The sequence below is a fragment of the candidate division KSB1 bacterium genome (assembly GCA_034506395.1).
In the GTDB taxonomy this organism is placed as follows: domain Bacteria; phylum Zhuqueibacterota; class Zhuqueibacteria; order Thermofontimicrobiales; family Thermofontimicrobiaceae; genus Thermofontimicrobium.
The window spans coordinates 22,084-45,209 of record JAPDPQ010000028.1; the positions used below are offsets into that span (position 1 = coordinate 22,084).

The 23,126-nt window shown below is 46.6% G+C and carries 19 protein-coding genes and 1 pseudogene; 9 read left to right on the top strand and 11 right to left on the bottom strand.

The window, feature by feature from the left end:
• Positions 1-180: 180 nt before the first annotated feature.
• The 9 genes and pseudogenes from ONB37_15465 (at position 181) to ONB37_15505 (ending at position 10,467) form a co-directional block, all read left to right on the top strand.
• Entirely contained in the window at positions 181-663 is a 483-nt protein-coding gene (locus tag ONB37_15465) for a DoxX family membrane protein (protein MDZ7401554.1), read from the top strand.
• Between the two features lie 112 nt (positions 664-775).
• The gene (locus tag ONB37_15470) at positions 776-2,434 is read left to right on the top strand and encodes a Gfo/Idh/MocA family oxidoreductase (GenBank protein ID MDZ7401555.1); all 1,659 of its coding nucleotides are present in this window, start codon (positions 776-778) and stop codon (positions 2,432-2,434) included.
• A gap of 245 nt (positions 2,435-2,679) precedes the next feature.
• Positions 2,680-3,918 carry an MFS transporter gene (locus ONB37_15475; GenBank protein ID MDZ7401556.1) on the top strand — a complete coding sequence of 413 codons (1,239 nt, stop codon included), beginning with the start codon at positions 2,680-2,682 and terminating at the stop codon, positions 3,916-3,918.
• Between the two features lie 210 nt (positions 3,919-4,128).
• The gene (locus ONB37_15480) at positions 4,129-5,379 is read left to right on the top strand and encodes a Gfo/Idh/MocA family oxidoreductase (GenBank protein ID MDZ7401557.1); all 1,251 of its coding nucleotides are present in this window, start codon (positions 4,129-4,131) and stop codon (positions 5,377-5,379) included.
• A 65-nt stretch (positions 5,380-5,444) separates the two neighbouring features.
• Positions 5,445-6,335, top strand: coding sequence for a sugar phosphate isomerase/epimerase (locus tag ONB37_15485; GenBank protein MDZ7401558.1), 891 nt, complete (start codon positions 5,445-5,447; stop codon positions 6,333-6,335).
• 2 nt (positions 6,336-6,337) lie between these two features.
• On the top strand, positions 6,338-7,024 hold the full coding sequence (locus tag ONB37_15490; GenBank protein ID MDZ7401559.1) for a DUF1080 domain-containing protein: 687 nt from the start codon (positions 6,338-6,340) through the stop codon (positions 7,022-7,024).
• A gap of 549 nt (positions 7,025-7,573) precedes the next feature.
• A pseudogene (locus ONB37_15495) lies at positions 7,574-8,737 on the top strand (DUF1080 domain-containing protein).
• Between the two features lie 36 nt (positions 8,738-8,773).
• Positions 8,774-9,349: a hypothetical protein gene (locus ONB37_15500; GenBank protein ID MDZ7401560.1), complete on the top strand. Its 576-nt coding sequence runs from the start codon at positions 8,774-8,776 to the stop codon at positions 9,347-9,349.
• Positions 9,350-9,840: 491 nt separating this feature from the next.
• A complete protein-coding gene (locus ONB37_15505) occupies positions 9,841-10,467 on the top strand; it encodes an O-methyltransferase (protein MDZ7401561.1) in 627 nt (208 codons plus the stop codon).
• Between the two features lie 80 nt (positions 10,468-10,547).
• On the opposite strand, the gene pheA is transcribed toward ONB37_15505, so the two are convergent.
• The 11 genes from pheA to thiL form a co-directional block, all read right to left on the bottom strand.
• The gene (gene pheA / locus ONB37_15510) at positions 10,548-11,372 is read right to left on the bottom strand and encodes a prephenate dehydratase (GenBank protein MDZ7401562.1); all 825 of its coding nucleotides are present in this window, start codon (positions 11,370-11,372) and stop codon (positions 10,548-10,550) included.
• Positions 11,359-11,817, bottom strand: coding sequence for a type II 3-dehydroquinate dehydratase (aroQ, locus tag ONB37_15515; GenBank protein ID MDZ7401563.1), 459 nt, complete (start codon positions 11,815-11,817; stop codon positions 11,359-11,361). The genes pheA and aroQ overlap by 14 nt, the downstream gene beginning before the upstream one ends.
• 136 nt (positions 11,818-11,953) lie before the next feature.
• Positions 11,954-13,054: a 3-dehydroquinate synthase gene (aroB, locus tag ONB37_15520; GenBank protein ID MDZ7401564.1), complete on the bottom strand. Its 1,101-nt coding sequence runs from the start codon at positions 13,052-13,054 to the stop codon at positions 11,954-11,956.
• An 18-nt stretch (positions 13,055-13,072) separates the two neighbouring features.
• Entirely contained in the window at positions 13,073-13,642 is a 570-nt protein-coding gene (locus ONB37_15525; protein MDZ7401565.1) for a shikimate kinase, read from the bottom strand.
• Positions 13,643-13,949: 307 nt separating this feature from the next.
• The gene (aroC, locus tag ONB37_15530) at positions 13,950-15,188 is read right to left on the bottom strand and encodes a chorismate synthase (protein ID MDZ7401566.1); all 1,239 of its coding nucleotides are present in this window, start codon (positions 15,186-15,188) and stop codon (positions 13,950-13,952) included.
• The gene (aroE, locus tag ONB37_15535) at positions 15,185-16,063 is read right to left on the bottom strand and encodes a shikimate dehydrogenase (GenBank protein ID MDZ7401567.1); all 879 of its coding nucleotides are present in this window, start codon (positions 16,061-16,063) and stop codon (positions 15,185-15,187) included. Before aroE ends, aroC begins: the two co-directional genes overlap by 4 nt.
• Positions 16,056-17,345, bottom strand: a complete 1,290-nt coding sequence (gene aroA / locus ONB37_15540; GenBank protein ID MDZ7401568.1) for a 3-phosphoshikimate 1-carboxyvinyltransferase — start codon at positions 17,343-17,345, stop codon at positions 16,056-16,058. The genes aroE and aroA overlap by 8 nt, the downstream gene beginning before the upstream one ends.
• Positions 17,346-17,438: 93 nt before the next feature.
• On the bottom strand, positions 17,439-18,011 hold the full coding sequence (locus ONB37_15545) for an NUDIX hydrolase (GenBank protein ID MDZ7401569.1): 573 nt from the start codon (positions 18,009-18,011) through the stop codon (positions 17,439-17,441).
• A 13-nt stretch (positions 18,012-18,024) separates the two neighbouring features.
• Positions 18,025-18,855 (bottom strand): hypothetical protein, encoded by an 831-nt coding sequence (locus tag ONB37_15550; protein MDZ7401570.1) that lies wholly within the window; start codon positions 18,853-18,855, stop codon positions 18,025-18,027.
• 482 nt (positions 18,856-19,337) lie between these two features.
• Positions 19,338-21,059: a M2 family metallopeptidase gene (locus ONB37_15555; GenBank protein MDZ7401571.1), complete on the bottom strand. Its 1,722-nt coding sequence runs from the start codon at positions 21,057-21,059 to the stop codon at positions 19,338-19,340.
• 802 nt (positions 21,060-21,861) lie between these two features.
• A complete protein-coding gene (thiL, locus tag ONB37_15560; GenBank protein ID MDZ7401572.1) occupies positions 21,862-22,914 on the bottom strand; it encodes a thiamine-phosphate kinase in 1,053 nt (350 codons plus the stop codon).
• Between the last annotated feature and the right edge of the window lie 212 nt (positions 22,915-23,126).

Sequence of the window (23,126 nt, forward strand, 5' to 3'; positions counted from 1 at the left end):
CTTAACAACCTAAAGTGACCTCGATGCGCAAAAATTGCTCCATCGCAGACTATCCAATTTCTCTCATTTTAACTTCATGTGCTTTTTATATAAACCGAAATCCGTAGCTATGCATTTGCAGCGCTTATCAGTATTGAATCCATCAACGAATTTTTAAATTCAGTTTACGGGAGGAAAAATATGCCCAAGAATAAGCTCGCAAATTACTCGACCTTCCAATTGACTGCTTTAGTGATTCTAAGAATGATGATCGGTTGGCATCTGCTTTATGAGGGCATTTCAAAACTCATAAATCCCTATTGGTCATCGGCAAGCTATTTGATGGAATCGAAGTGGATTTTCTCTGGCTGGTTTCAATCCATCGTTGCGAATCCCACGGCATTAAAGGTCGTTGATTTTTTGAACGAATGGGGACTGGTCGCAATCGGCCTTGGGCTGATTGCTGGGATATTGACTCAAGTCGCCACGATCGCGGGCCTGGTGTTATTGCTGCTATATTATCTTGCAACGCCTCCGCTAGTTGGCTTGAGCTACTCGATTCCGAGCGAGGGAAGCTATCTAATTATCAACAAGACGCTAATCGAAGCCGCTGCTTTGTTGGTCCTGGCAGTTTTTCCAACAGGCAAAAAGATCGGTTTCGATGCATTGTTTTTCAAAAAATGAGAGATAACATGTGTGCATCAATCCGAATCATCAAAGTGATAAATTTGCCTTGAGGAATGATTAAATCGAAAATTTTTTATCGAGCTTTTTAAACATGAGGAGGCTAAATCCAATGAGTCAGGAAAACGAAAGAGAACAAATAGAGTTGAGTTCCAGCAAAAAAACTGGAGTGAAACGAAGGGATATCCTGAAAGGCTTGGCCACATTGCCGATTTTTGGAGGCTTCATCTATGCATTCCTGGTGAAACGCTCCAAAGATAGCACTAAAAAACAAGCGATTTTAGAGGAACTTGGCATCAAGCCGATATCACCGGCAGAACAAGCTCCAACTGTTAAGCCTTCTGCCCCAGCAGTGATCACTGGCAAGCCGAGTGAGACGATTCGTCTGGGAATTATCGGCAACGGTGGCCGGGGCGAGAGCCTGATTCGCGCGGCCGGCTTTGCCCATCCGGATTGGATCGAAGAACAACGGAAAAAAGCGCAGGAGAACAAGTTGCATACCGGACTGCGCGATTGGTTGAATCAGGACGATCTGAATGTGGTTCTCACCGCTGTGTGCGATGTATTCGATGTTCGAGCGGAACGGGGGCTGGCTGCTGCTAAAAATGAGCTCCGTCCTGGGGGTGCTTCTCGACCTTTGCCTGGGGCAAAGCGCTTTCGACATTATCAGGACCTGCTCAATAGCCCAGATGTTGATGCTGTCATCATCGCGACACCTGACCACTGGCACGCGCAGATGGTCATCGATGCTGTGGCAGCAGGCAAGCATGTCTATTGCGAAAAATGCATGACGCGAACGGAAGAAGAAACGCATAGAATGTACGCCGCTGTAAAAAACTCTAACATCGTCTTTCAATTAGGCCATCAGAACCGACAATTAGAGAGCCATGAGAAAGCCAAAGAGCTAATCCAGAAGAATATTTTGGGCAAGATCACGCTGGTCGAAACGACCACCAACCGTAATTCCCCCGATGGTGCGTGGTATTATGAAATTCACGAAAAGGGTAGCCCCGAGACGATCGATTGGGAACTTTTTCAAGGGCCTGCGCCTCATAAAGTGCCATTCAGTCTCGAACGTTTCTTCCGCTGGCGCTGTTGGTTCGATTACGGGACAGGGCTTTCGGGTGACCTGCTCTCTCACGAATTTGATGCGATCAATCAGATTCTGGAATTGGGTATTCCAAAAACAGCGGTCGCTTCGGGCGGAATTTATTATTTCAATGAGTCCTGGCCTAAAAAAGATGAATATAAGATGACGGAAATGCGCGATGTCCCTGATGTGTTTAACGTCGTTTTTGAATACCCAGACCGCGACCTGACCCTGATTTATAGCGCCACCTTAGCCAGCAATAAGGAGCGCGGTAAGCTGATCATGGGGCATGATGCGTCATTGCGCGTAGGTTGGGACCTGGAGGTCTATGCGGATCGGGAATCCACCCGCTATAAAGAGAAAATCGATAAAGGCATGATCGATCCATCGCTGCCATTGTTCACCTATACCCCTGGTGCCAAAGGAGTGGATGCCATTACTTCCGCCACTCAGAAATATTTCGCCAGCCGTGGCCTGCTTTATACCTATCGTGAAGGCAAACGGGTGGATACAACTTTTCTCCACATCAAAGATTGGTTGGATTGCATCCGCAATGGCGGAAAGCCCAAGTGCGATGTCGAGCAGGGATTCCAAGAAGCCATCACCTGCCATATGGCGACTCAATCCTATCTGCTGGGACGAAAGGTGGAATGGGATCCTGTGGCGAGGAAGATTGTTTGAATTGAAAAAATAACCAAATCCCAAACTCCAAATATCTAACAATAGTCAATGGCCGAATTCCAATTTTCAAACCCTTTCGAATCAATAAGTGCTTGGAGCTGGGAAAAGTGAGTTTTGCGATTTGGTTGGGATTTGGGTTTTGGAGTTTGGAATTTACAGATATAACCGCTAAGATGCAGAAAGATCAACAATCATTTCTTTGCTCCTTAGCGGTTACGCGTGAACTAAAAAGGAAAGGTCAATTTATGGGTGAAAATCTGAATAATCCAAAGTCTATTACTGCTGCCAAAATCCAGCTCAGCATCATGATGTTTCTGCAATATGCTATCTGGGGCGCCTGGGCGCCTGTGCTGTCTGCTTATTTAATGAACAATCTGGGATTCAGCGGAACCCAGGTCGGCTTCATTTATAGCCTGCTGCCGCTGGCAACGATCATTTCACCATTCATTGGTGGACAAATTGCTGACCGCTATTTTCCTACTCAATATGTACTCATGTTCTTACAATTAATCGGCGGCGGATTGTTGATTGCCATGTCCTTTATTACCGACTATACTGCTCTGGCCTGGCTGATGTTCATCTATTGCGTTTTTTACGCCCCTACTCTTGCCTTGACCAATTCCATCGCCTTCATCAATTTAAAAAATTCAGAAAAAGAATTCGGCGCAATTAGGGTCTGGGGAACCATCGGTTGGATCGCAGCAGGAGTGATCTTGATGGTTTGGCGTACCTTGGCTAAATCGACCCCCGCCATTGGCTTGCAGGGCGATACGCTGTTTCTGGCAGGTGTCTTTTCGATCATCATGGGGCTCCTGTCATTCAAGTTGCCGCACACGCCGCCCAAAAAAGAAGCTGCTAAACCCTGGGCATTTTTAGAAGCCATCAAAATGCTCAAGGACACCAATTTCCTGATTTTTGCCATTATCTCGTTTGTGGTCGCCACCGAGCTGCAATTCTATTATGTTTTGACCTCTCCATTTTTAACCTCGACGAAGATTGGCGTGGCAGAATCGGCCGTTTCTGGGGTGATGGTCATTGCCCAGATTGCCGAGATTTTTGTGATGGCATTCTTGCTGCCCTGGGTGATTGAGAAATATGGCATCCGAAAAACCATGGTGTTCGGCATCTTAGCCTGGCCCATTCGCTACATTATCTTTTCCATCGGCTATCCCTCCTGGCTGGTAATCGCTTCGCTGGCACTGCATGGCTTCTGTTATGTGTTCTTCTTTGTCGCCGCCTATATTTATGTGGACAAAGTCGCCCCCGCTGACATCCGAGCCTCGGCCCAGAGTCTGATCGCCATCGTCATTCTCGGATTCGGCAATTTTGTCGGGAGCAATTTTTCAGGTTGGATTCAGAAATTGTTCACAACTGATGCTGGCACCAATTGGACGAAGGTTTTTATCGTGCCGACTATATTGACAATTTTGTGTGCCGTGATTTTTATGCTGTTTTTTAGGGATGAAAAAGTGAAAAGCAGGTAATTTGGCGACTGGGGAATTAGGAATCGGGATCGATTCTGAATATTGCCACGACCACTTTAAAAGAGGAAATTAAATAATTCATAGATAATATAGCGAGCTGAAGAATGAACACTCTCCCATAGAAATGAAATCCCACCGAATCTCTTCATTTCGTTTCTATGGCATTCCAATTCTGTGGGAGAAAAAAGATTCTTATCAAGGAGGCCAAATATGCACAAAAAACCTTTAGGCGTCGGCTTTGTCGGTGGCGGTTTTGTTGGAAAATTTCATATCCGCTCATTTGTTGGCGTCCGTGATGCAGATGTTTTGGGCGTTGTGGGAGCGCGCAATGACAAAACTGCTGAGGAAGCTGCTGCCCTTGCCAGAAAATTGAACGTGGGCGAAGCCAAACCTTATAAAACCATTACCGAGATGGTGGCTGATCCTAAAATCAATGCCATTTGGATTTGCTCGCCCAATTTCACCCGCATCGAAGTGATGGAAGAAATTGCTCATGCAGTTCAAAGCGGCAAAGGCGAGCTGATCGGTGTTTGTTGCGAAAAGCCGCTCGGCAGAAATGTCGCTGAGGCGAAGAAAATGTTGGAACTGGTCCAAAAAGCTGGCTTATTGGATGGTTATTTAGAGAATCAATGTTTTTCGCCAGCAGTCGTTCGCGGCAAAGAGATCGTTTGGGCACGGGGTGTTGCCACGACGGGCAGACCCTACCTGGCTCGTGCCGCCGAAGAGCACAGCGGTCCCCATATGCCCTGGTTCTGGGAAGGCTCGCTGCAAGGTGGCGGAGTTCTGAATGACATGATGTGCCATTCAGTCGAGGCCGCTCGCTTTATGCTCACGCCCCCAGGAGCGGATCGCAATGTGCTTAAACCAATTAAAGTCACTGCTTACACCAATTGCTTGAAATGGCAGGATCCCCATTACGCAAAAATCTTAGCGAAAAACAGCAATGGAAAATTGGATTACACGAAACGGCCGGCAGAGGACTTTGCCCGATCACTCGTCGAATATCAAGATGAAAAAGGAAATAAATTGGTGGTGGAAACAACCACGTCCTGGTGCTATGTGGGCGCAGGCCTGCGGCTCACTATGGAACTCTTGGGACCTGAATATGCGCTGCAAATTAATACCTTAGATTCGGGCCTAAAGGTGTTTTTCAGTCGCAACGTGAAAGGTGAGGCAGGTGAAGATTTGGTCGAAAAACAGAACGCCGAAATGGGATTGATGCCGATTGTCAGTAGCGAGGAGGCAGAATACGGTTATGAGGCTGAAAATCGCCACATGGTGCAATCCTTCCTGGCTGGCAAGCGCCCGATGGAGAACTTCGCCGATGGTGTCAATGTCACTGAATTATTGATGACGGCCTACATGAGCGCTGAACAAGAAAAAACCATCCCGTTCCCACCGCCGGGGCTGGATAATTTCACCCCTGCTGTGGCAAAAGGAGAGTGGAATCCCAGCAAATGACATCAAAAATGAAAAGATGTAGTCCACTTTAGAAGTGGACTACATCTTCAAAATTGAGGTAAAATATGAAAACATTCCTATCATCCCTTTGCATATTGATTGTTCTCTTTTCTTGTACAAAGAAAGATAGACCCGCATCAAAACTTGAGCAAATAACAACCGAGTATCAATCCGTTAAAATCAAACCGTTCCCCATCGCGGTCCAGTCCTGGACATTTCGCAAATTTACTTTTTTTGAGACACTGGAGAAGGTTAAAGCGCTGGGGATCAAATATCTTGAGGCCTATCCAGGGCAAACGCTCAGCAGCGATCAGCCCGATCTTCGTTTCGATCACAATCTCAGCGATGAACAATTGCAAAAAGTAAAAGAGAAGCTGAACGAAATGGGGATTACACTGGTTAATTACGGCGTGGTGGATCTGGGCAAAGATGAAGCAGGCATGAGAAAAGTATTCGATTTTGCCAAAACGATGGGCATCACCACGATCATGGCGGAACCAGAATTTGAAGATTTTCCATTGGTCGAAAAACTGGTTCAGGAATACGACATCCAAGTGGCAGTCCACAATCATCCCCAGCCGTCCCGGTATGCCCTGCCAGACACGGTGTGGAAATACGTCAAAAACCTGGATAAGCGAATTGGCTCCTGCGCTGATACCGGGCATTGGCTGCGATCTGGCGTCGTCCCTGTGGAAGCGTTGCGCTTGTTGAAGAGCAGAGTTTTAAGTATCCATTTGAAAGATTTGAATGAATTCGGCATTCGGGATGCCTATGATGTCCCATTCGGGAAGGGTGTCGCCAATATCCATGATATTTTGGCTGAATTGACATTACAGGACTACAAGGGATATCTGGTCGTCGAGCACGAAAACGAAGCCGAAGCGCTAAATCCATCCCCTTCGATTTCAAAGGGATTGGAATACATTCGAAGCATCACAACGTTTGAGGAGAGATAACCATGTCCTATAAAAATCAATTCCTGCATTTATTCCTGGCCATATTGATCGGTGGAGCGGCATTATTGGGGTGTGCAAAAAAGTCCGAATGGATCGTGCTATTCAATGGCAGCTCAACCGGCGCCTGGCGCGGTTTTCAGCGGCAGGATTTTCCAAGCGGTGGATGGGTCATTGAAAATGGCTCGTTGAAGACTGTGGTTGGCGGCGATCAATGCGATATCATCACCAAAGAGAAGTTTAAAAATTTTGAACTGGAGGCCGAATGGCGGGTGGCTCCTGGTGGCAATAGCGGGATCTTCTATCGGGTGACTGAAGAGTACCCAGCGGTGTGGCAATCCGCCCCAGAAATGCAAGTACTTGACGATAGTCTCCACCGCGATGGCCTGGACCCAAGGACCTCAGCGGGAGCACTCTATGGACTGATTGCTCCCACCAACAAAGCGCTCATGCCTGTTGGCGAATATAATAAAGCAAAAGTAATTGTTCAAGGCAATCATGTTGAGCATTGGCTGAACAATGTCAAAATTTTGGAATATGAATTGGGAAGCGAAGAATTGCAAAGTTTGATTGCGGAAAGCAAGTTCAAAGAATTTGCTGGATTCGCGCGCGCCAGTGAGGGGCACATCGCGCTGCAACACCATGGTGAGGAGGTTTGGTATCGCAATATTCGAATTCGTCCCATTGATTAGTGAGGTAGGCTCGGGACGCTTCGGTATCACGCCTCATTTAGCTGGAAAACAAACCTTTGATTTTGGCCTATTAGATTTCTGCAAACTCAGATAGTTTGCAACATCGAGGTCATACACCTGCGAAGGCAGATATATTTGAAGTTCTTAATCTATTGCAGAGAGAAGACTCTAACATCCGCATGTTAGCGTCAACCTAAGAGCATTATCTCATGCTGCGCGACCGAAGGGAGAGAAGAATCTCCTGATTTAGCGAAAGCGTTTGCATTTATTAAGGGGTTCTTCGCGCTTCGCTCCTCAGAATGACAGCCTCTCCTCATGTATTCCCCTAGGTTGACGCCAAGATGCATCCGCAGGAGTCAGAATCATTGATTCAATATCTGTTTATTATTGTCGAGCAGCCAATTTTATCTAAAGGTGGAGTGCAAAATGCCGATCAACAAGCAAATGTTTCGGTGGGTTATCATCTTATCTTTTTGCATCGCCGTGTTTCCGACGGATGTTTCTCCTCTTCCCAATTTGCCTAATTACCCTACTGTTCAAGCTCCACCAGAGGGTTTTGTACCGCTCTTTAACGGAAAAGATTTGACTGGATGGAAAGGTTTGGTAGGCGATCCTGTGAAACGAAGTCAGATGTCACCTGAGGAGCTTGCGAAAGAACAGGCAATTGCGGACTCGATCATGCGCGCACATTGGAAAGTGGTAGATGGAGTCCTCGTGTTCGATGGTGAAGGATTTCATCATATCTGCACGGCGAAGGATTATGGCGATTTCGAGCTGTTGGTGGATTGGAAGATTCAGAAGAACGGAGATAGTGGCATCTATCTCCGAGGGTGTCCCCAGGTGCAAATCTGGGACCCTGCGCAATGGCCCGAAGGTTCGGGTGGATTGTACAATAACCAGAAGCACCCTAACAAACCGCTGAAATGCGCTGATCGGCCGATTGGGGAATGGAATACTTTTCATATCCGAATAATCGATGATCAAGTAACGGTCTATCTGAACGGCGAATTAGTGGTCGATCAGGTCGTCATGGAAAATTACTGGGAGCGAAACAAGCCCATTTATCCTCACGGACAAATTGAGCTGCAAGCGCACAATACCCCGCTATTTTTCAGAAACATTTTTATCAAAGAAATTCCTCGCAAATCCGATTGGCGTCCTTTGTTCAATGGGAAAAATTTCGAAGGCTGGACCGGCGCAACCGATAGCTATATGATTGAAAATGGAAAAATCGTGTGCTTGGAGCACGGCAGCGGAAATTTGTTCACGAAAGAACAGTTCAGCGATTTTATTTTTCGATTTGAATTCAAGCTCACTCCAGGCGCTAATAATGGCCTCGGCATCCGTTCCCCCTTGAAGGGCGATGCTGCGTACGTCGGAATGGAGCTCCAAATCCTCGATGACTCTGCCGAGCAATATCGCGACTTGAAACCTTACCAGTACCATGGCTCAATCTATGGGGTGGTTCCAGCCAAACGGGGTTTTCAAAAACCAGTCGGTGAATGGAATTTTCAGGAGGTGATTGTCAAGGGAAACCAAATCACCGTCAATTTAAACGGCGAGACCATTGTAGACGTGAATCTGGACATGCTCAGACACCCAATGGATGGCAAAGCCCATCCTGGTTTGAAGCGCAAGAAAGGGCATATTGGATTCTTGGGACATGGATCGAAGGTTGAATTTCGGAACATCATGATCAAAAAATTGGACTAAACCAAGGACAATTCAATTTAGGGAATATGATGTGAAATGGTTGTCAAAGAAATTTATTATTTTGAAAAGCCGGGGACTCAGAATACTGAATTGGTTATTCAGGCTGCGAAGAAGCGAATTCAGGAGCTAAATATTCAGCACGTCGTAGTCGCATCGACAACCGGTGTAACGGCGCTGAAGGTCTGGGATGCACTAAAGGATCTAAATGTTTCTATTGTGTGCATCGGCGAGCATTATGGCTTTTGGGGCGGTGATGAGCAAAAATTTTCTGAGGCGACTCGAAAGGATTTAGAAAGCAAAGGCGTGCGAGTTTTCTTCGGCTCTCATGCGCTCAGCGGTGTCGGACGCTCGATCTCCAACAAGTTCAAGGGCATCAGCCATACAGAAATTATTGCTTATACTTTGCGCCAACTGGGACAGGGAATAAAAGTATGCGTCGAGATAGCCATCATGGCAGCGGATGCGGGATTGATTCCAACCGATCGGGAAGTAGTTGCCATCGCTGGAACGAGCAAAGGCGCTGATTCGGCCATTGTGTTGAAGCCAGCGCATATGCACAATTATTTCGATTTGGAGATCCGAGAGATCATCGCCAAACCCCGACAATGTTGATACTCGCAGCCTATGATCTATTCATCACCGAGAGGATGTAATAGCTGCCAAGTGAATTGTACGAAATCAATGAAAAAAACCGGCAGGAGAAATAGCTGCTAAAATTCATGCGAGCATTTTGAGTTAGCTCTCTCAGGGCAAGCCACGACTAGCCCTCTTTTACCACATGCAGAGCGATCCATGTCCCTCTAATAAATTTGCCTCTGATGACTGAAGCGATCGGTCTCTGAGTCCGACCAATTAATCGACGGGAACTTTATTGGAACTTTAAGGTAAATTGTTCACCCCTTTGGTGTTATTAAGTCGAAATGCGCAAAATAAAAAGGACGTCGAATATGTCAAGTCCAATGCTGCGGGCACAATAGTCTGCGTCATCATGAGAGATGATGGGTTATAAGATTCCTTCATTCGTAGGTCTGATTCTTATATTTCAAATCATATAACTTTTGCTGAAGCCTAAAAAAATGATTCATTCTAAAGGAGCATAGTTTATGGAAATCGTCAATCCTAAATTAGAGAAATATATTTTCGATCTGTTGCCGAAAGAAAATGAAGTTTTAGAGGAAATGTATCAGTATGGAATTGAGCGAAATTTTCCGCTGATTGGTCCGTTGTGCGGTCAATTTTTGCGGCAAATGGCGCTGGTGAGTGGAGCCAAGCGAATTTTTGAAATGGGATCAGGGTACGGCTATTCGGCAGTGTGGTTTGCCATGGGGATGCCTGATGATGGTAGGATCATCTGCACTGATAGCGACCCTGAGAATCGCGAGCGAGCGATCGGCTATTTCAAACGGTTAGGAATTGAGCACAAGATAGAGTTCCATGTGGGCATAGCGCAGGATATTCTGCTACAATTTGCTGGCCCATTCGATATCATTTTTAATGATGTGGACAAGGAGCAATATCCAGAAACGCTGGATCTCGCCATCCCACGCTTGCGAAGCGGCGGGATTTTCATCACTGACAATGGCCTCTGGGACGGAAAAGTGATTGACGCAACGGGTGATATTTATACCGAGGGGGTGAAAAAGTTCAATCAGCTATCCTTTAGTCGCAAAGATCTTGTCACTATGATCGTCCCGTTGCGCGATGGCCTGGTTGTCAGCGTGAAAGTCTGAGATGCTTTATCAACTGGCCTATGGCAGATGTTCAGCAACAAGCTGAGATTAGCAAGCTCCTGAAATGGGAAGATAGTCGATTAAGTCGCCGCGGGATACGATCCCAACACTTTGATGAATTCGGTGATCTCTTCCAGATGGCGAAGGGCATTCTGGCAACTTTGCTGCGCCAATGATCCCTCAAAATCCAGATAGAAGATATATTGCCACGGCTTGCCGCGAAGTGGCCGGGATTCGATCTTGAGCAAATTTAAGTCCCGCAGAAAGAACACGCTTAAGCTTTTGAACAATGCCCCAGGAATATGTCGCGTGGCAAACACGATCGATGTCTTGTTGGGTTCCCCAAAATGAAATTCCTCGGTGGAAATAATCAAAAATCGGGTATAATTCTCTGGATAGTCCTCGATTTCGCTCAATAGAATATTCATGCCATAATCTTTGGCCGCCTGATAGCTGGCGATGGCTGCCGCCTCTTTTAGATCTCGCTCTGCGATAATTTTGACGCTGCCAGCAGTATCGTAGGTGGGCACGATCTCAATCTGGGGGTAGCGCTTCCAGAAATTCCGACATTGTCCGATAGCCGCGGGATGGGAATAAACGGTTTTAAGTTGCGAAATCGATACCCCGGGGGCGGCAATGAGATTCAATTCGATGCGGAGATTGACCTCGCCCACAATCCGCACGCTATTCTCCAACAACAAATCATAATTTTGATGGATGCTGCCGGACAAAGTGTTTTCGATTGGCACGATTCCTAATGTTGGATCTTTGGCTTTTACGGATTGAAAGACCTGCTCGAATGTCTCACGTGGATGACATACGGCTGATTCGCCCAAAAACTTCTTTGCAGCTAACTCGCTAAATGCGTAATGCTCGCCCTGAAAACAAATTTCATAATTGCTCATTGTTCGCTGTCTCGCTTAGATGTTTTACCAAGAGTTCGAGGGCATCCAGATAGCTTTGTATTCCTCGACCAAAAATCTGATCCATGCATACTTCTCGAATCACAGAAATGCGGCGAAATGGCTCACGATGATGAATATCAGAGAGGTGCACTTCAATGGTCGGCTTGTCCACCGCAGCGATGGCATCCCTTAAGCTGTAACTATAATGAGTCAATGCCCCGGGATTGATAATAATACCATTCGCCCAGCGCCGAGATTCATGAATAAAATCGATAAGTTTTCCCTCACAATTGCTCTGGAAAAACTTCAATGTTGCTCCCAATTGCGCTGCCCGCTCACACAACATAGCATTAAGCTGCTCCAACGTTGTTGCACCATATATTTCTGGCTCCCGCTCCCCCAAAAGATTTAGGTTTGGGCCATGAATGATCAAAATCTGAAACATTCCAGCTCCATTAATTTGGTTCAATGTGTATCGTATCGGCACCCAATATTGAAGGCTCAGCAGCGAACATATTTCATACTGCCATGATCGAAGCCTTTGCCGAGTAAAAATCGATATAAGTCCAAATCAAAAATTATTAGCGCGCTCGACTGTGCGTCAGAATTGTTTGAATACCCTTGGCAAGGGAATTTGGGTCGATCAAATCGACCCGACACTCCCCAATCGCCTGGATTAGAACAAATTTCAATCCAGCCGAGGTCATCTTCTTATCTCCCTGGATGACTTGTAGGATCGGTTCCATATCGATTTCGGCTGGCAGTTTCGGCTTTTCGATGCGATCGATTAACTGATTTGCCCGTATTGCTTGATCGGAAGGGAGAGCACATTGTTGCTGCGACAAGCCAACAGCCGCCAGCATCCCCCAGGCAATGGCCTCGCCGTGTCTGAAATAGCTGTAATCGGTCAATTTTTCCAGAGCGTGCCCAATGGTGTGACCGAAATTTAAAATCCTTCGATAATCGCTTTCGCGCTCATCTTGTTCAACTACTGTGGCTTTCAGACGACAGCAAGTTCGAATAACATGGGTGAGATAATCCTGTTTTTCAAGCGTCAATATCTTTTCCCAATGGGCCTCTAAGAAGTCGAACAACTCGCGATCGAGGATCAGGCCATACTTGATAACTTCGGCCAAACCATTATAAATCTCTCTTTTTGGCAAAGTTTTCAGCGTTGCGGGGTCGATCCAAACCATTTGCGGCTGATAGAACGCGCCGATGCTATTCTTTGCTAGGGGATGGTTTACCCCGACCTTTCCGCCAACGCTACTATCGACCTGGGCCAGTAGTGTAGTTGGAATTTGTACCCATCGCAGACCGCGTAAATAAGTAGCAGCGATAAAACCTGCCAAATCTCCAACGACACCTCCGCCCAAAGCTATAATGACATCGTCTCGATGGATTTGATTCGCCAGAAGCCAGGTATAGATCTGACTGGCCACGTTCAAAGATTTCGATGGCTCCCCTGGGGCAATTTTATATGGCAACCAGTTCACCTGAACCGATGCCAAAGCTCGTTCCAAGGGATCCAAATAGTGTTCGCTCACATTTTCATCAGTGATCACCACATACCTTTTTGCCTCACAAAGCCGCACGAGCTCCTTCGCTGCACTGTGGAAGCTATCAACCTCGATAAAAATTGGGTAACTTCGATGACCTAGGTTTACCGTCAAGATACGCATTCGAGTTTTGACTCCTCTCTAAATGTTCGATGGAAGTCTTTCGAGAATAAGCGCCACAATATCCGCAGGACCAGTTTGGTGCTGACCATGAATAATGAGATCGGCTTGTTCATAAAATGGCCGGCGTTGCGCCAACATTGTTTCGATATGCGACAACAATTGATCTTTTGGGACAGCACTCAACAGGGGACGATTGGTTTCAGCAAGAACTCGTTGCGCGAGGATTTCAGTCGGCCAATCAAGGTAGATGCTGAATCCGCTCGCTTTCAGAATCGATCGATTTTGTTCGCTCAGAATGATGCCGCCTCCGGTTGCAATAACCTTGCCATCTTGCTGTGATAGATCGCACAACGCATCGCTCTCCAACTGCCTAAAATAAGCTTCACCGAATCGTTCAAAAATCTGCGGGATAGTAAGGGTTGAACGCTGGACAACCACATCGTCTAAATCAATAAAAGGACGATTCAGTTGTTCCGCTAATAAACACCCGACCGTCGTTTTACCCGCACCCATAAAGCCAATAAGGTAGATCAGCATTTCTGAATGACTTTCACCCCAAATTTGTTTAAATGAATCGCGATAATTCAAGCCGGAAACCTGTTTTGGGCGGCTTTTTATTGAAAACACCTGAGAAATGTTGGAGAGGTTTAATGATGAGGATCTGCCAGAAGGCTGAAACTAAGCGATCCGAACTTGCCTTTATTAATCCAGAATTCCTGTCCACCAGTTCTGCAATAGCCCGATATGAAAGGATATTTCAAACTATTTGAATCTTGCAGACGCAGTGGTAGTCGATTATAGGCAAGTCTATGATTGAGCAATATCTTCTGCAATCGATTGAAATGAGATTGCACCGCAATTTGCGAAAGATTCATTGCCAATTCAAATCGAGCCATTAATCTGTCAGCCCCAATCTCCAATCGCCCAGACTAAAGGTTTGCAGGATATCGAGTTGTCGTTCATAAAGTACGTTTTCCATATTATCCTTCATCTCTCCAATAGAGTCGCCGCCGAATTTCTGGCATAATTGATCGGCCAGTACCAGGGCGACCATCGCCTCAGCGATCACAGCGGCAGAGGGGAGGGAGCAAATATCGCTCCGCTTTTTGTAGCGACGATTTGGTGTTTTCTGGGTGATGTCGACCGATTGCAATGGTTTCATCAGCGTTGGGATAGGTTTCATGGTTGCGGTAACGATGATGGCCTCCCCGTTTGAAACCCCACCTTCAATGCCCCCAGCATGGTTGGTCGTTCTGACATATTTGGTCATTTTTTGGTCCCAGTAAATTTCATCATGCACAGCAGAACCATATTTATCCGCCAATTCTTGACCATCGCCGATTTCCACAGTTTTAATACCTGGGATGCTCATAACCGCTTGGGCTAGCAGGCCATCCAGCCGCAAATTCCACTGGGCGTAATTTCCCAATCCAGCAGGGACCTGAAGCGCTACAACCGCCAATCGTCCCCCCAAAGTATCTCCTCGTTCTCTGGCAGTATCGATGGCTTCCATCATTTGTTGGGCCACTTTTTCGTCCCCACAATGAACAGAAGAATATTCGATTTGCTGAAGATATTTTTCCAAATCTTTATCAGAGAGCTCGCGATAATGTTTGTGTATCGGTCGAGGTAAAATGACCTTACCGGTTTGAAATACTTCGCTGAAAATGCGGATATGAAAATACGCCAGCAATTGTTTTGCTACAGCGCCGAGCGCCACGCGCATGGCCGTTTCCCGCGCACTGGCGCGTTCGATCACGTTGCGGATATCCCGATGATGAAACTTCAAACTGCCAGCTAGGTCGGCATGACCCGGTCGAGGAACGGTGACGGTCTCTAAATCTGGCGGCGGCGTCCCAAACATCGCCATTTCCTCGGTCCAATTCACCCAATCTTTATTCTCAATAAATATGGCGATTGGACTTCCAATGGTCTGCCCGAAGCGGATGCCCGACACAAACTCGGCATGATCCTTTTCAATCTGCTTAGCCCGCAATCCACGACCATACCCCTTCTGTCGGCGCTGAAGTTCATATTGGATAGCCTGCTCTGAAATGGACAAGCCTGCTGGAATTCCCTCAATGATGCCGATCAGTCCCCTGCCATGGGATTCGCCGGCAGTCCGCCAACTTATTCCTGACATATTTCCCTCCTCAACAAATTTTTGACCTCGCCAAAGCTGCTTTCATCCATCACCCACGGGAGATTGGTCCAGAAACGCAATGATGCGATCCCCTGTAAAATGAGCATTTCAAGACCATTCATCCAGGAAAGGCCATACCGTTCAGCTTGCTGGATCAATCGCGTCCGATAAGGCCGATAAATCAAATCGTAAACGAATAAATCTGCATGAAGCTCAACAGTGTCAGGCAAAATCGATTGATCTTGGGAGCTTCCCATCCCCACAGTCGTAGCATTCACCACCAATTGGGAAACGGATATTGCTTGCTTCAAAGCTCGTTGGTCCGATAAGTCCAACGCAATCAGTGTTGTGTTCCCAGCTCGAGGTAAAAATTCCTGCACCAGAAGCGCTGCTTTGTCTCGGTTGCGGCCGAACACAGCAATTTCACGACACTGGCCCCGGATCAGAGCGATCATTACAGCTCGCGCTGCCCCCCCAGTACCGAATAGGACAACCCGTTTCCCTGCCACAGAATAGCCGCGCAAGCGCAAACTGTCCTCAAAACCAATTGCATCGGTATTATGGCCGATCAATCTTTCGGACGCGACTTTCACCGTGTTCACACTGCCAATGGCCTGAGCCTCAGGCGTAAGCTGATCCATGTAGGGCACAATTGCATGTTTATGCGGTGTGGTGACATTGATCCCTTGAATGCCGCTATCTACCAAACGTCGTAGCGCTTCCCGAAGCTCTTCGGCCGAGATTCGTTGTGCCTCATAGCTGCCATCGATCCCGAATTTGTCCAGAAAGCAGCGATGCATGAGCGGGGAGAGTGAATGACTGATGGGATCGCCGATGACACAAAATTTCCATCCAGCTTTATTCAACTGCGATCTCCTGCAATGTCTCGAAAAAATTTGGCATGGAAATTTGCACACACTCGCTATTCATTATTTGGGTTTCCCCAGCAGCAATCAGGCCAGCAATGCTAAATGCCATGGCAATGCGATGATCATTAAAGCTATCGAGCTGGGCACCGCGCAATTCTTGGGGGCCAATAATTGTAAACCCATCGGGTAGTTCAGCGACTTCTGCCCCCATGGCTCGCAAATTGTTCACCACTGCCTGAAGTCGATCCGATTCTTTCACGCGCAGCTCGCTGGCGCCAGTCAAATTGGTGATTCCATGCGCTTGGGTAGCAATGACCGCCAGGATGGGCACTTCATCGATCAGGCTTGGAATGCGCTCAGGACCGATGGTGGTGCCATAAAGCTGCGCCGCGTTAATCGCTACATCGCCGACTGGTTCAGTGGATCGCTGATAGTGCTGCTCGACCTGGATGGCAGCACCCATTTCATTGAGAACCTCAAGCAACCCGATCCGGGTGGGATTTAAGCACACATTCTTGATAAGCAATTGGCTACCGGGAATAAGTAAGGCAGCAGCAATAAAAAAAGCCGCTGACGAGAAATCGCCAGGTACGGTGATATCGCACGCGCGCAGCATTTGTTGCCCCGAAATCGATACTGCCAGTCCATTTTTTTCGAGAGAAACACCAAAATCCGTCAACATCCGCTCGGTATGATCGCGGGATAATTGGGGTTCGATCACTGTGGTGGTCCCTTCGGCGTAAAGCCCTGCTAATAGAATGCAAGATTTGACCTGAGCGCTGGCAATAGGGCTGCGATACGTAATGGCTTTCAAGCGATTACCCGAGATGGTCAATGGGGCTAGTCCGCCTGGCTGGCTTTCGATGCTCGCGCCCATCAGGCTGAGCGGCTCGATGATGCGCTTCATGGGACGACGGCGCAGCGATTCATCCCCATCCAGTTGCGATACGAAGGGCTGAGCTGCCAAAATACCCGAAAGAAGCCTCATTGTCGTCCCGGAGTTGCCACAATCCAATGGTTGCCTCGATGCCTTGAGCCCGTAAAGCCCATGGCCAATGATCTCAAGCCCGTGATCGGTCGCAGCGATCGAAACGCCCAACTGCTCAAGACAAGTTCGGGTGCTATTCACATCCGCAGCACTGGAGAGATTCTGGATCGTCGTTTTTCCCTGGGCAATTGCACCCAGTAGTAGACTTCGATGAGAAATCGATTTGTCCCCGGGAACGGTCATTTGGCCTCTGATCGCCGTAATTGGTCGAATTATTTTGTCCATGTGCATCCTCCTCTGTTGTCTTCCACGAGAAAAAATATCTGAATCCCTGCTCCCTACCCCAATTAAGGACATTCTTAGTACGGAGATCGGCCAGTATCGTTATCTGAGCAATCGTTGCCGATTCTTAAGCCACTGTAAGGCGATGATGGTTTTCGCGTCGTAAAACTCTCCATTGTTGAGCATTTCAAAGGTGGTTTTCACTGGAATTTCAAGGATCTGAAGATTTTCACCCTCTTCGATCACGCCTCCTCCAGCATCGAGCCGATCCTGATCGGTCACGGTAGCAAAATACAGAAATACCTTTTCGTTGCTCCCGCCGGGCGTAGCATAAAAACTGAACAGCGGCTTCAAAAGATGTACCCGATAACCGATTTCCTCCTTTATCTCCCTCATCATGGCTTCATCGGGCGAATCATGGGGATCGATCACACCAGCGACGATTTCCAGTGACCAGGCGTTGTCTGGGTCTTTAGTGAAGATCGGATAGCGAAATTGTCGGACGAAAATTAGGCTCCGATTGGTCTCGTGATAGATCACAGCACCAACTGAATCCCCCCGATCAAAATTTAATCGAACGATTTCCTGACTCATTGATCCATCGAACTTTTCGAACTGCAAAATGGCGCGATCAACCTTAAAAAAATCATCAAGGATTCGTTCGACCTTTTTCACTCTAACTTTCATGTCATTTAATTGGCTTATAGTCCAAAAATAGTGAGTAGCAAAACATTTGAAACAGAAAATGATAGAGCGCCAGCAGGCAGGAGAACCAGCCAATGCTGTCAGCTTTCGAGTGCGGAGAGAGCAGCCAACTGGCAAGCAAAAGCACTACCGCCGAAATAAAACTGATTAAAACAGCCGAGTAATAAAACACATTACCTTTTTTTCCAGGTGAAGGGATGGTCTTCATATCCCATAACAACGCTGAACGAGCCAATTCATCAGGGATGCGCCCGTTGACAATAAAAAACTCTTTAATTTGATTCATGGCTGCAGCACTATCGTACCAGGCCTGACGCAGGCGAATGATATGCATAAAATAGATCCAGCCCACAAAATTGATGATGATGGCTCCAGCGATCATGATGGAAATGTATTTAGCATCACTGAAAATATCTGCTGCGCTAAAAAAACGGCTCGCAATCGCTGAAAGAAATACGCCAGTGATGATGAGGAAAAAGTTTACCATTGTGTGGCGGTCATTCATGGCCTGAGCCGCCGTATCACGAATATAATCGAATTCCTTCAACAACAACCTCGCAAATGAGAAAGCGTTTTCCTGGAGTCGAGGGTTTTTGAGTTTCTTCACATAAATGGCTCGACCTGTGGTGGAATTTCGATAAGCAAAAAAGGTCAACAGGACCAAAATCTGAATAATTACTAAATAAACGATCACAAAGTGTTGGTGTAAATTTGGCTGATAAAAAAATCCCGCCACTACAAAGACAAGGCTAATGATCGCCGCGATAATTATAAATATTGTCCGTTTCATAGGGCTGTCCAAAGTTAAACCCATAACTGCACTCCTTAGAAAATGGTGATTAATGGATTCAGGGACCAAATTGAAATGGCTGCTCACAATGACGAGCAGAGCAAATAGCAGTTGAGTGCAACAGTTGTACGGCGTGTTGACTAATACAATTGCCAAAGAACATCATTCGGCTCACCATCGGTTTTGAAGGTAATTGCAAGATTCTGGCGAACTGCAAAAAATCGTCGGAAAGATTGGGACGACCATGGCCCCGCAAATCAACCCAATCGCGATTCGGTTTTGCAAGGTTTTGTGATGACGCAAATTGGTCTCGGCGATAGGTGACTTCCGCTATACGGCATGAGACATAGCTCGATCGAACGTTTTTCATTCAGCGAGTTGCTTCCAATCGCTATTCTGGAAATCCCTCAGGGAATCCAAGCGCTAAGCGAGATCATGGCTGGTTTGCAAGATCAAATTTTTGAAGGCAAACCTTGCTTGCTCTTGTTGTTCCTAACCGAGGGCAGTTACTCCGCAATGAATTGATTCACGAAATAACTTGGGGAAAGCGTTTCGCCAGTCGCTCGAGCGATCATTTCATCCCATGGATAATGGGCACCCAAAGCAAAAACGTGGCGCCGCAAATAATCGCCAATCGCAGGATGATTGACATAGGAGACAGCCTGATTGGTCTTTAATTTCAAAATCTGTTTGACCAGGTAGCTATGAAGCTGGGAGGCTAACAGCTCTCCAAGCATATAATTGTGATAATACACTGGGGCAATGATGAAATGAATTTTCGCCGCCCAATCCGGGGCGTTGCGACCATCAGGTTTTTTGACCATCTGGTATTTTTCTACCAACGCCCACCATAGGTTGTTCAAATCTTGATCTGGGTCCTGATAGAGGGCTTGCTCAAAGCGGAACATCACCTGACACCAGCGGGAGAAAATCAATTGGCGTAGCCGTAAGCTTCGATCTGCCGAAGCGGTTATCTGTTCGGCCGTCATATCTGGAAGCGCGATCATGTCCCGCAGCCAATAGCCATTGCGAGATAATCTGCCAAATAGCATGGCAATCGCCTCGGTCGTGAAAATGTGGGCTGGCTCGCGAAGCAGAAATGGAAGCTGCTTGTCGATGTATTTCTCATACACGGCATGCCCCAGTTCATGAAGCATGGTTTCCATCCATTTCTCATTATTCTGAATATTTGCCAGCACCCGAACATCCTCATTCCGATCGATATTCGTACAGAACGCATGCGGATTTTTCCCAGGCCGCTCATAAAGGTCGCTTCTGGCTATAATATCATCCACTGGCAGATTGATGCTGACAAAAAATTTTTCAGCCAACGCCTTAACATCCTGAGTTTCATAATAACGATCCAGATTGACCACATCAACCATCGGTCCTTCCTGAAAGAATGGATCGTGGTAATGCCATGGCATGAGCTCCTGCGGTTCAATGCCGTAGTTTCGGGCCAGTGCACTATCAAGTTCAGCTTTGAGTTTCTTAAAAGGTTGCTCCGTCACAGCCGAAAGTTGATCAAAAATTTGCGTCAGTTGATCCAATCGCTGCTCCGACAGTTCCAGGGACATCAAGTAAAAATTATCGAACCCTAATGTGCGGGCCGCTTCATTGCGGAGCTTGACCAATTCAACAATATCTGACGCCACAATAGGTCCGACCTGCTTACTGGCCAGCCAGGCATTCCGTCGCTTCGCCGAATCCGTTTCTTTTTTCAGAATATCACTGATCTCATTATCCGTCACCGTGCGAGTGCCAATTTTTCCCCGAAACACAGTGAACTTGTTTTCGACAGCGTTTTTCTTTGCAACAATCTTTTTCAATAGATCGCCGGGAATTTGATTGCCCAAATACGCGCGATATAGTACATCCAACTGTCGCTTTAATAATGGATCATGAACTGATTCAGACGCGCGCAGCCGGCTCAGATAGGCATAGTCGCTAGTATCGGAATAAATGGTGCGAATCTGCAACTCATACTCCGCCGCCTTGTCAAAATCCTCTTTAGCCCCAGTCAGCGAAGCCTGCCAATAGCTCAAATTCCACGCCTTCATCAGCGGCTCAACTTTCGCCACATGCGCGGTCACAAAGTCGGCAAATTGTTTCTCCACCCCTCTTCCTCCACAATTAATAATTCCCAAAATTAACACGATACCAATGATGAACTGGCATCTGATAGACTTTAATAGGTATTTTTCTATTTTGCCAGTTTCCAATTTCATTGCTTCCTCCCAGCCATGAAATACTCATCATCTCTCATGCGATTGCCTCGCTTTTGCCGGCAAATAATACGAAATATAAATCACAAATTCAAGCATTTTTTTGGAGGCAAAAAGGCTTGAGATATTATTTATCAACAATTGATGATTAAAGCCCTGCAAAGAACCTTAAGTATAGGAGGGGATGATCTCCGCTGCTATTGTTAACAGATTTCTATAGTCGCCTCAAAAATGAAAGGTGACGCCTCTTTCAGAAGAGAGGACACCGCCTCGCCTTTTGAGCCATAAAAAATCATTTGATTGTTTAATTATAAAAATGGGAATTGCAACTTCAACGCTGATTCCTCCGTTGCAGAACAAATCCCATTTTTGTTATATTATCGAGATACCGATTTTGATACCTGTCCACACTTCAATGTGAACAATCTGTGGATAACTTGTGCTTAGCCATATATTACCTAACATGAATTGGATCAAGATCGATCACGATATTTTTTCTCATAATTTAATTCACAAAATATCAGAGGGTTGATTGAATTGAAAATTAAGGGCACTCGGGCGGTCAATCGAGCTGATTCCTGCAGATCGAATGTGGATAACTTCTACCCACTACCATATATAGTAGCGTGACAAAAAATTAATACAATTTATTTGTTCGTAACGTCGCTAAGCTATTTGTGCTTCATTTTAAAAATATGAATTGGCGTTTCGGCATGTACTCAAAATTGTGCACAGACATCACAAGGGAAGCTTTTGTAGCTTTCATGAGATATACATCTTGAGCGCGAATCAGAAGAAATAGTGCCTATGATGAGATAGATCGGTGGCTAAAATGATCCCAGGCTTTAGCTTCTATTGATATTTTTTTTCCCTTTGAGTCAATCAAAAAGCAGCCTGCCTCAGGAGCTCGGACGCATCCAATCTCGAATAAGCTGATGTTGCATTGCTGAGCGATGGTCGCAAGCAGCGCATCGGGAGTTTCTGGCTTCATCGTGACCAATAATTCATAATCTTCCCCACCATAAAGCACGATATCCCACACTGAGCAGTTGACCAACTCGCAAGCCTGAAGAAGTAGATCGGGGAGAGGAATGCGATGCTGATAGAGTTCAGCACCCACTTGGCTTGCGGCAAGGATATGCTGAAGATCTCCAGCCAACCCATCGCTGATATCGATCATGGCGGTGGCGAAACCGCATTGCGCCAACATTTGGCCAGCGGCGATCCGAGGTATTGGCTGCAAATGCTTTTGAACCAATGGATCGAACTGTTTGGGAAAAGCAGGGCCATAATGTTCTAAGATCGCAAACCCGGCTGCAGAAGCACCCAGTGGACCTGTAACAAAAATGCGATCGTTAGGTTTGGCGCCTGATCGGAGCAAAAATTGTCCAAATTCAACCATGCCAATGAGCGTAATGTCAATGATCAGGCCACAATCCGACTGAGCCAGATTTCCACCGATAATGGCAGCAGAGAATTCCGCTAATTGATCACAGATCCCGCGATAGAGATCATCAAAATCAACCAGGGGGAGTGATTGTGGGAATGCTAATGAGGTGAGTGCACAGAGCGGCTTGCCTCCCATGGCAGCGATATCGCTGAGATTGACAGCCGCAGCGCGCCGACCCAGTTGATAGCGCGAAAGATGATTCGACCGAAAATGTTGTCCCTCGATTTGAATATCGCAGGTCACTAGGATTTCCCGCTGGTCATCCAATCGAATCACCGCAGCATCATCTCCGATGCCTGTGATCACTCCACTTGGTACAAATTTTGGAATAAACCGTTGAAGCCGGGCAATTAAACCGAATTCACCAATGTCGGAAACCGTCGGCTGAGCAACCATAATTTTCCCCATCGAAAACCTTCAACTAAGAATTGAGAATTGCCACTGATGCCCGATCAATTTCTTCCCTGTGCTCTCAACAATTTGGCTGCATGTTTGGTTCTTTGCTAAAAGACAATTATTCCAACCAATGATTGGAAGAACAGGAAACGTCATCTGGATTTTCAGCCAGGAATTTGCTATGGTCAGGTTCATCGTATAGGCTGGATTCTGAAGCTGCTTGA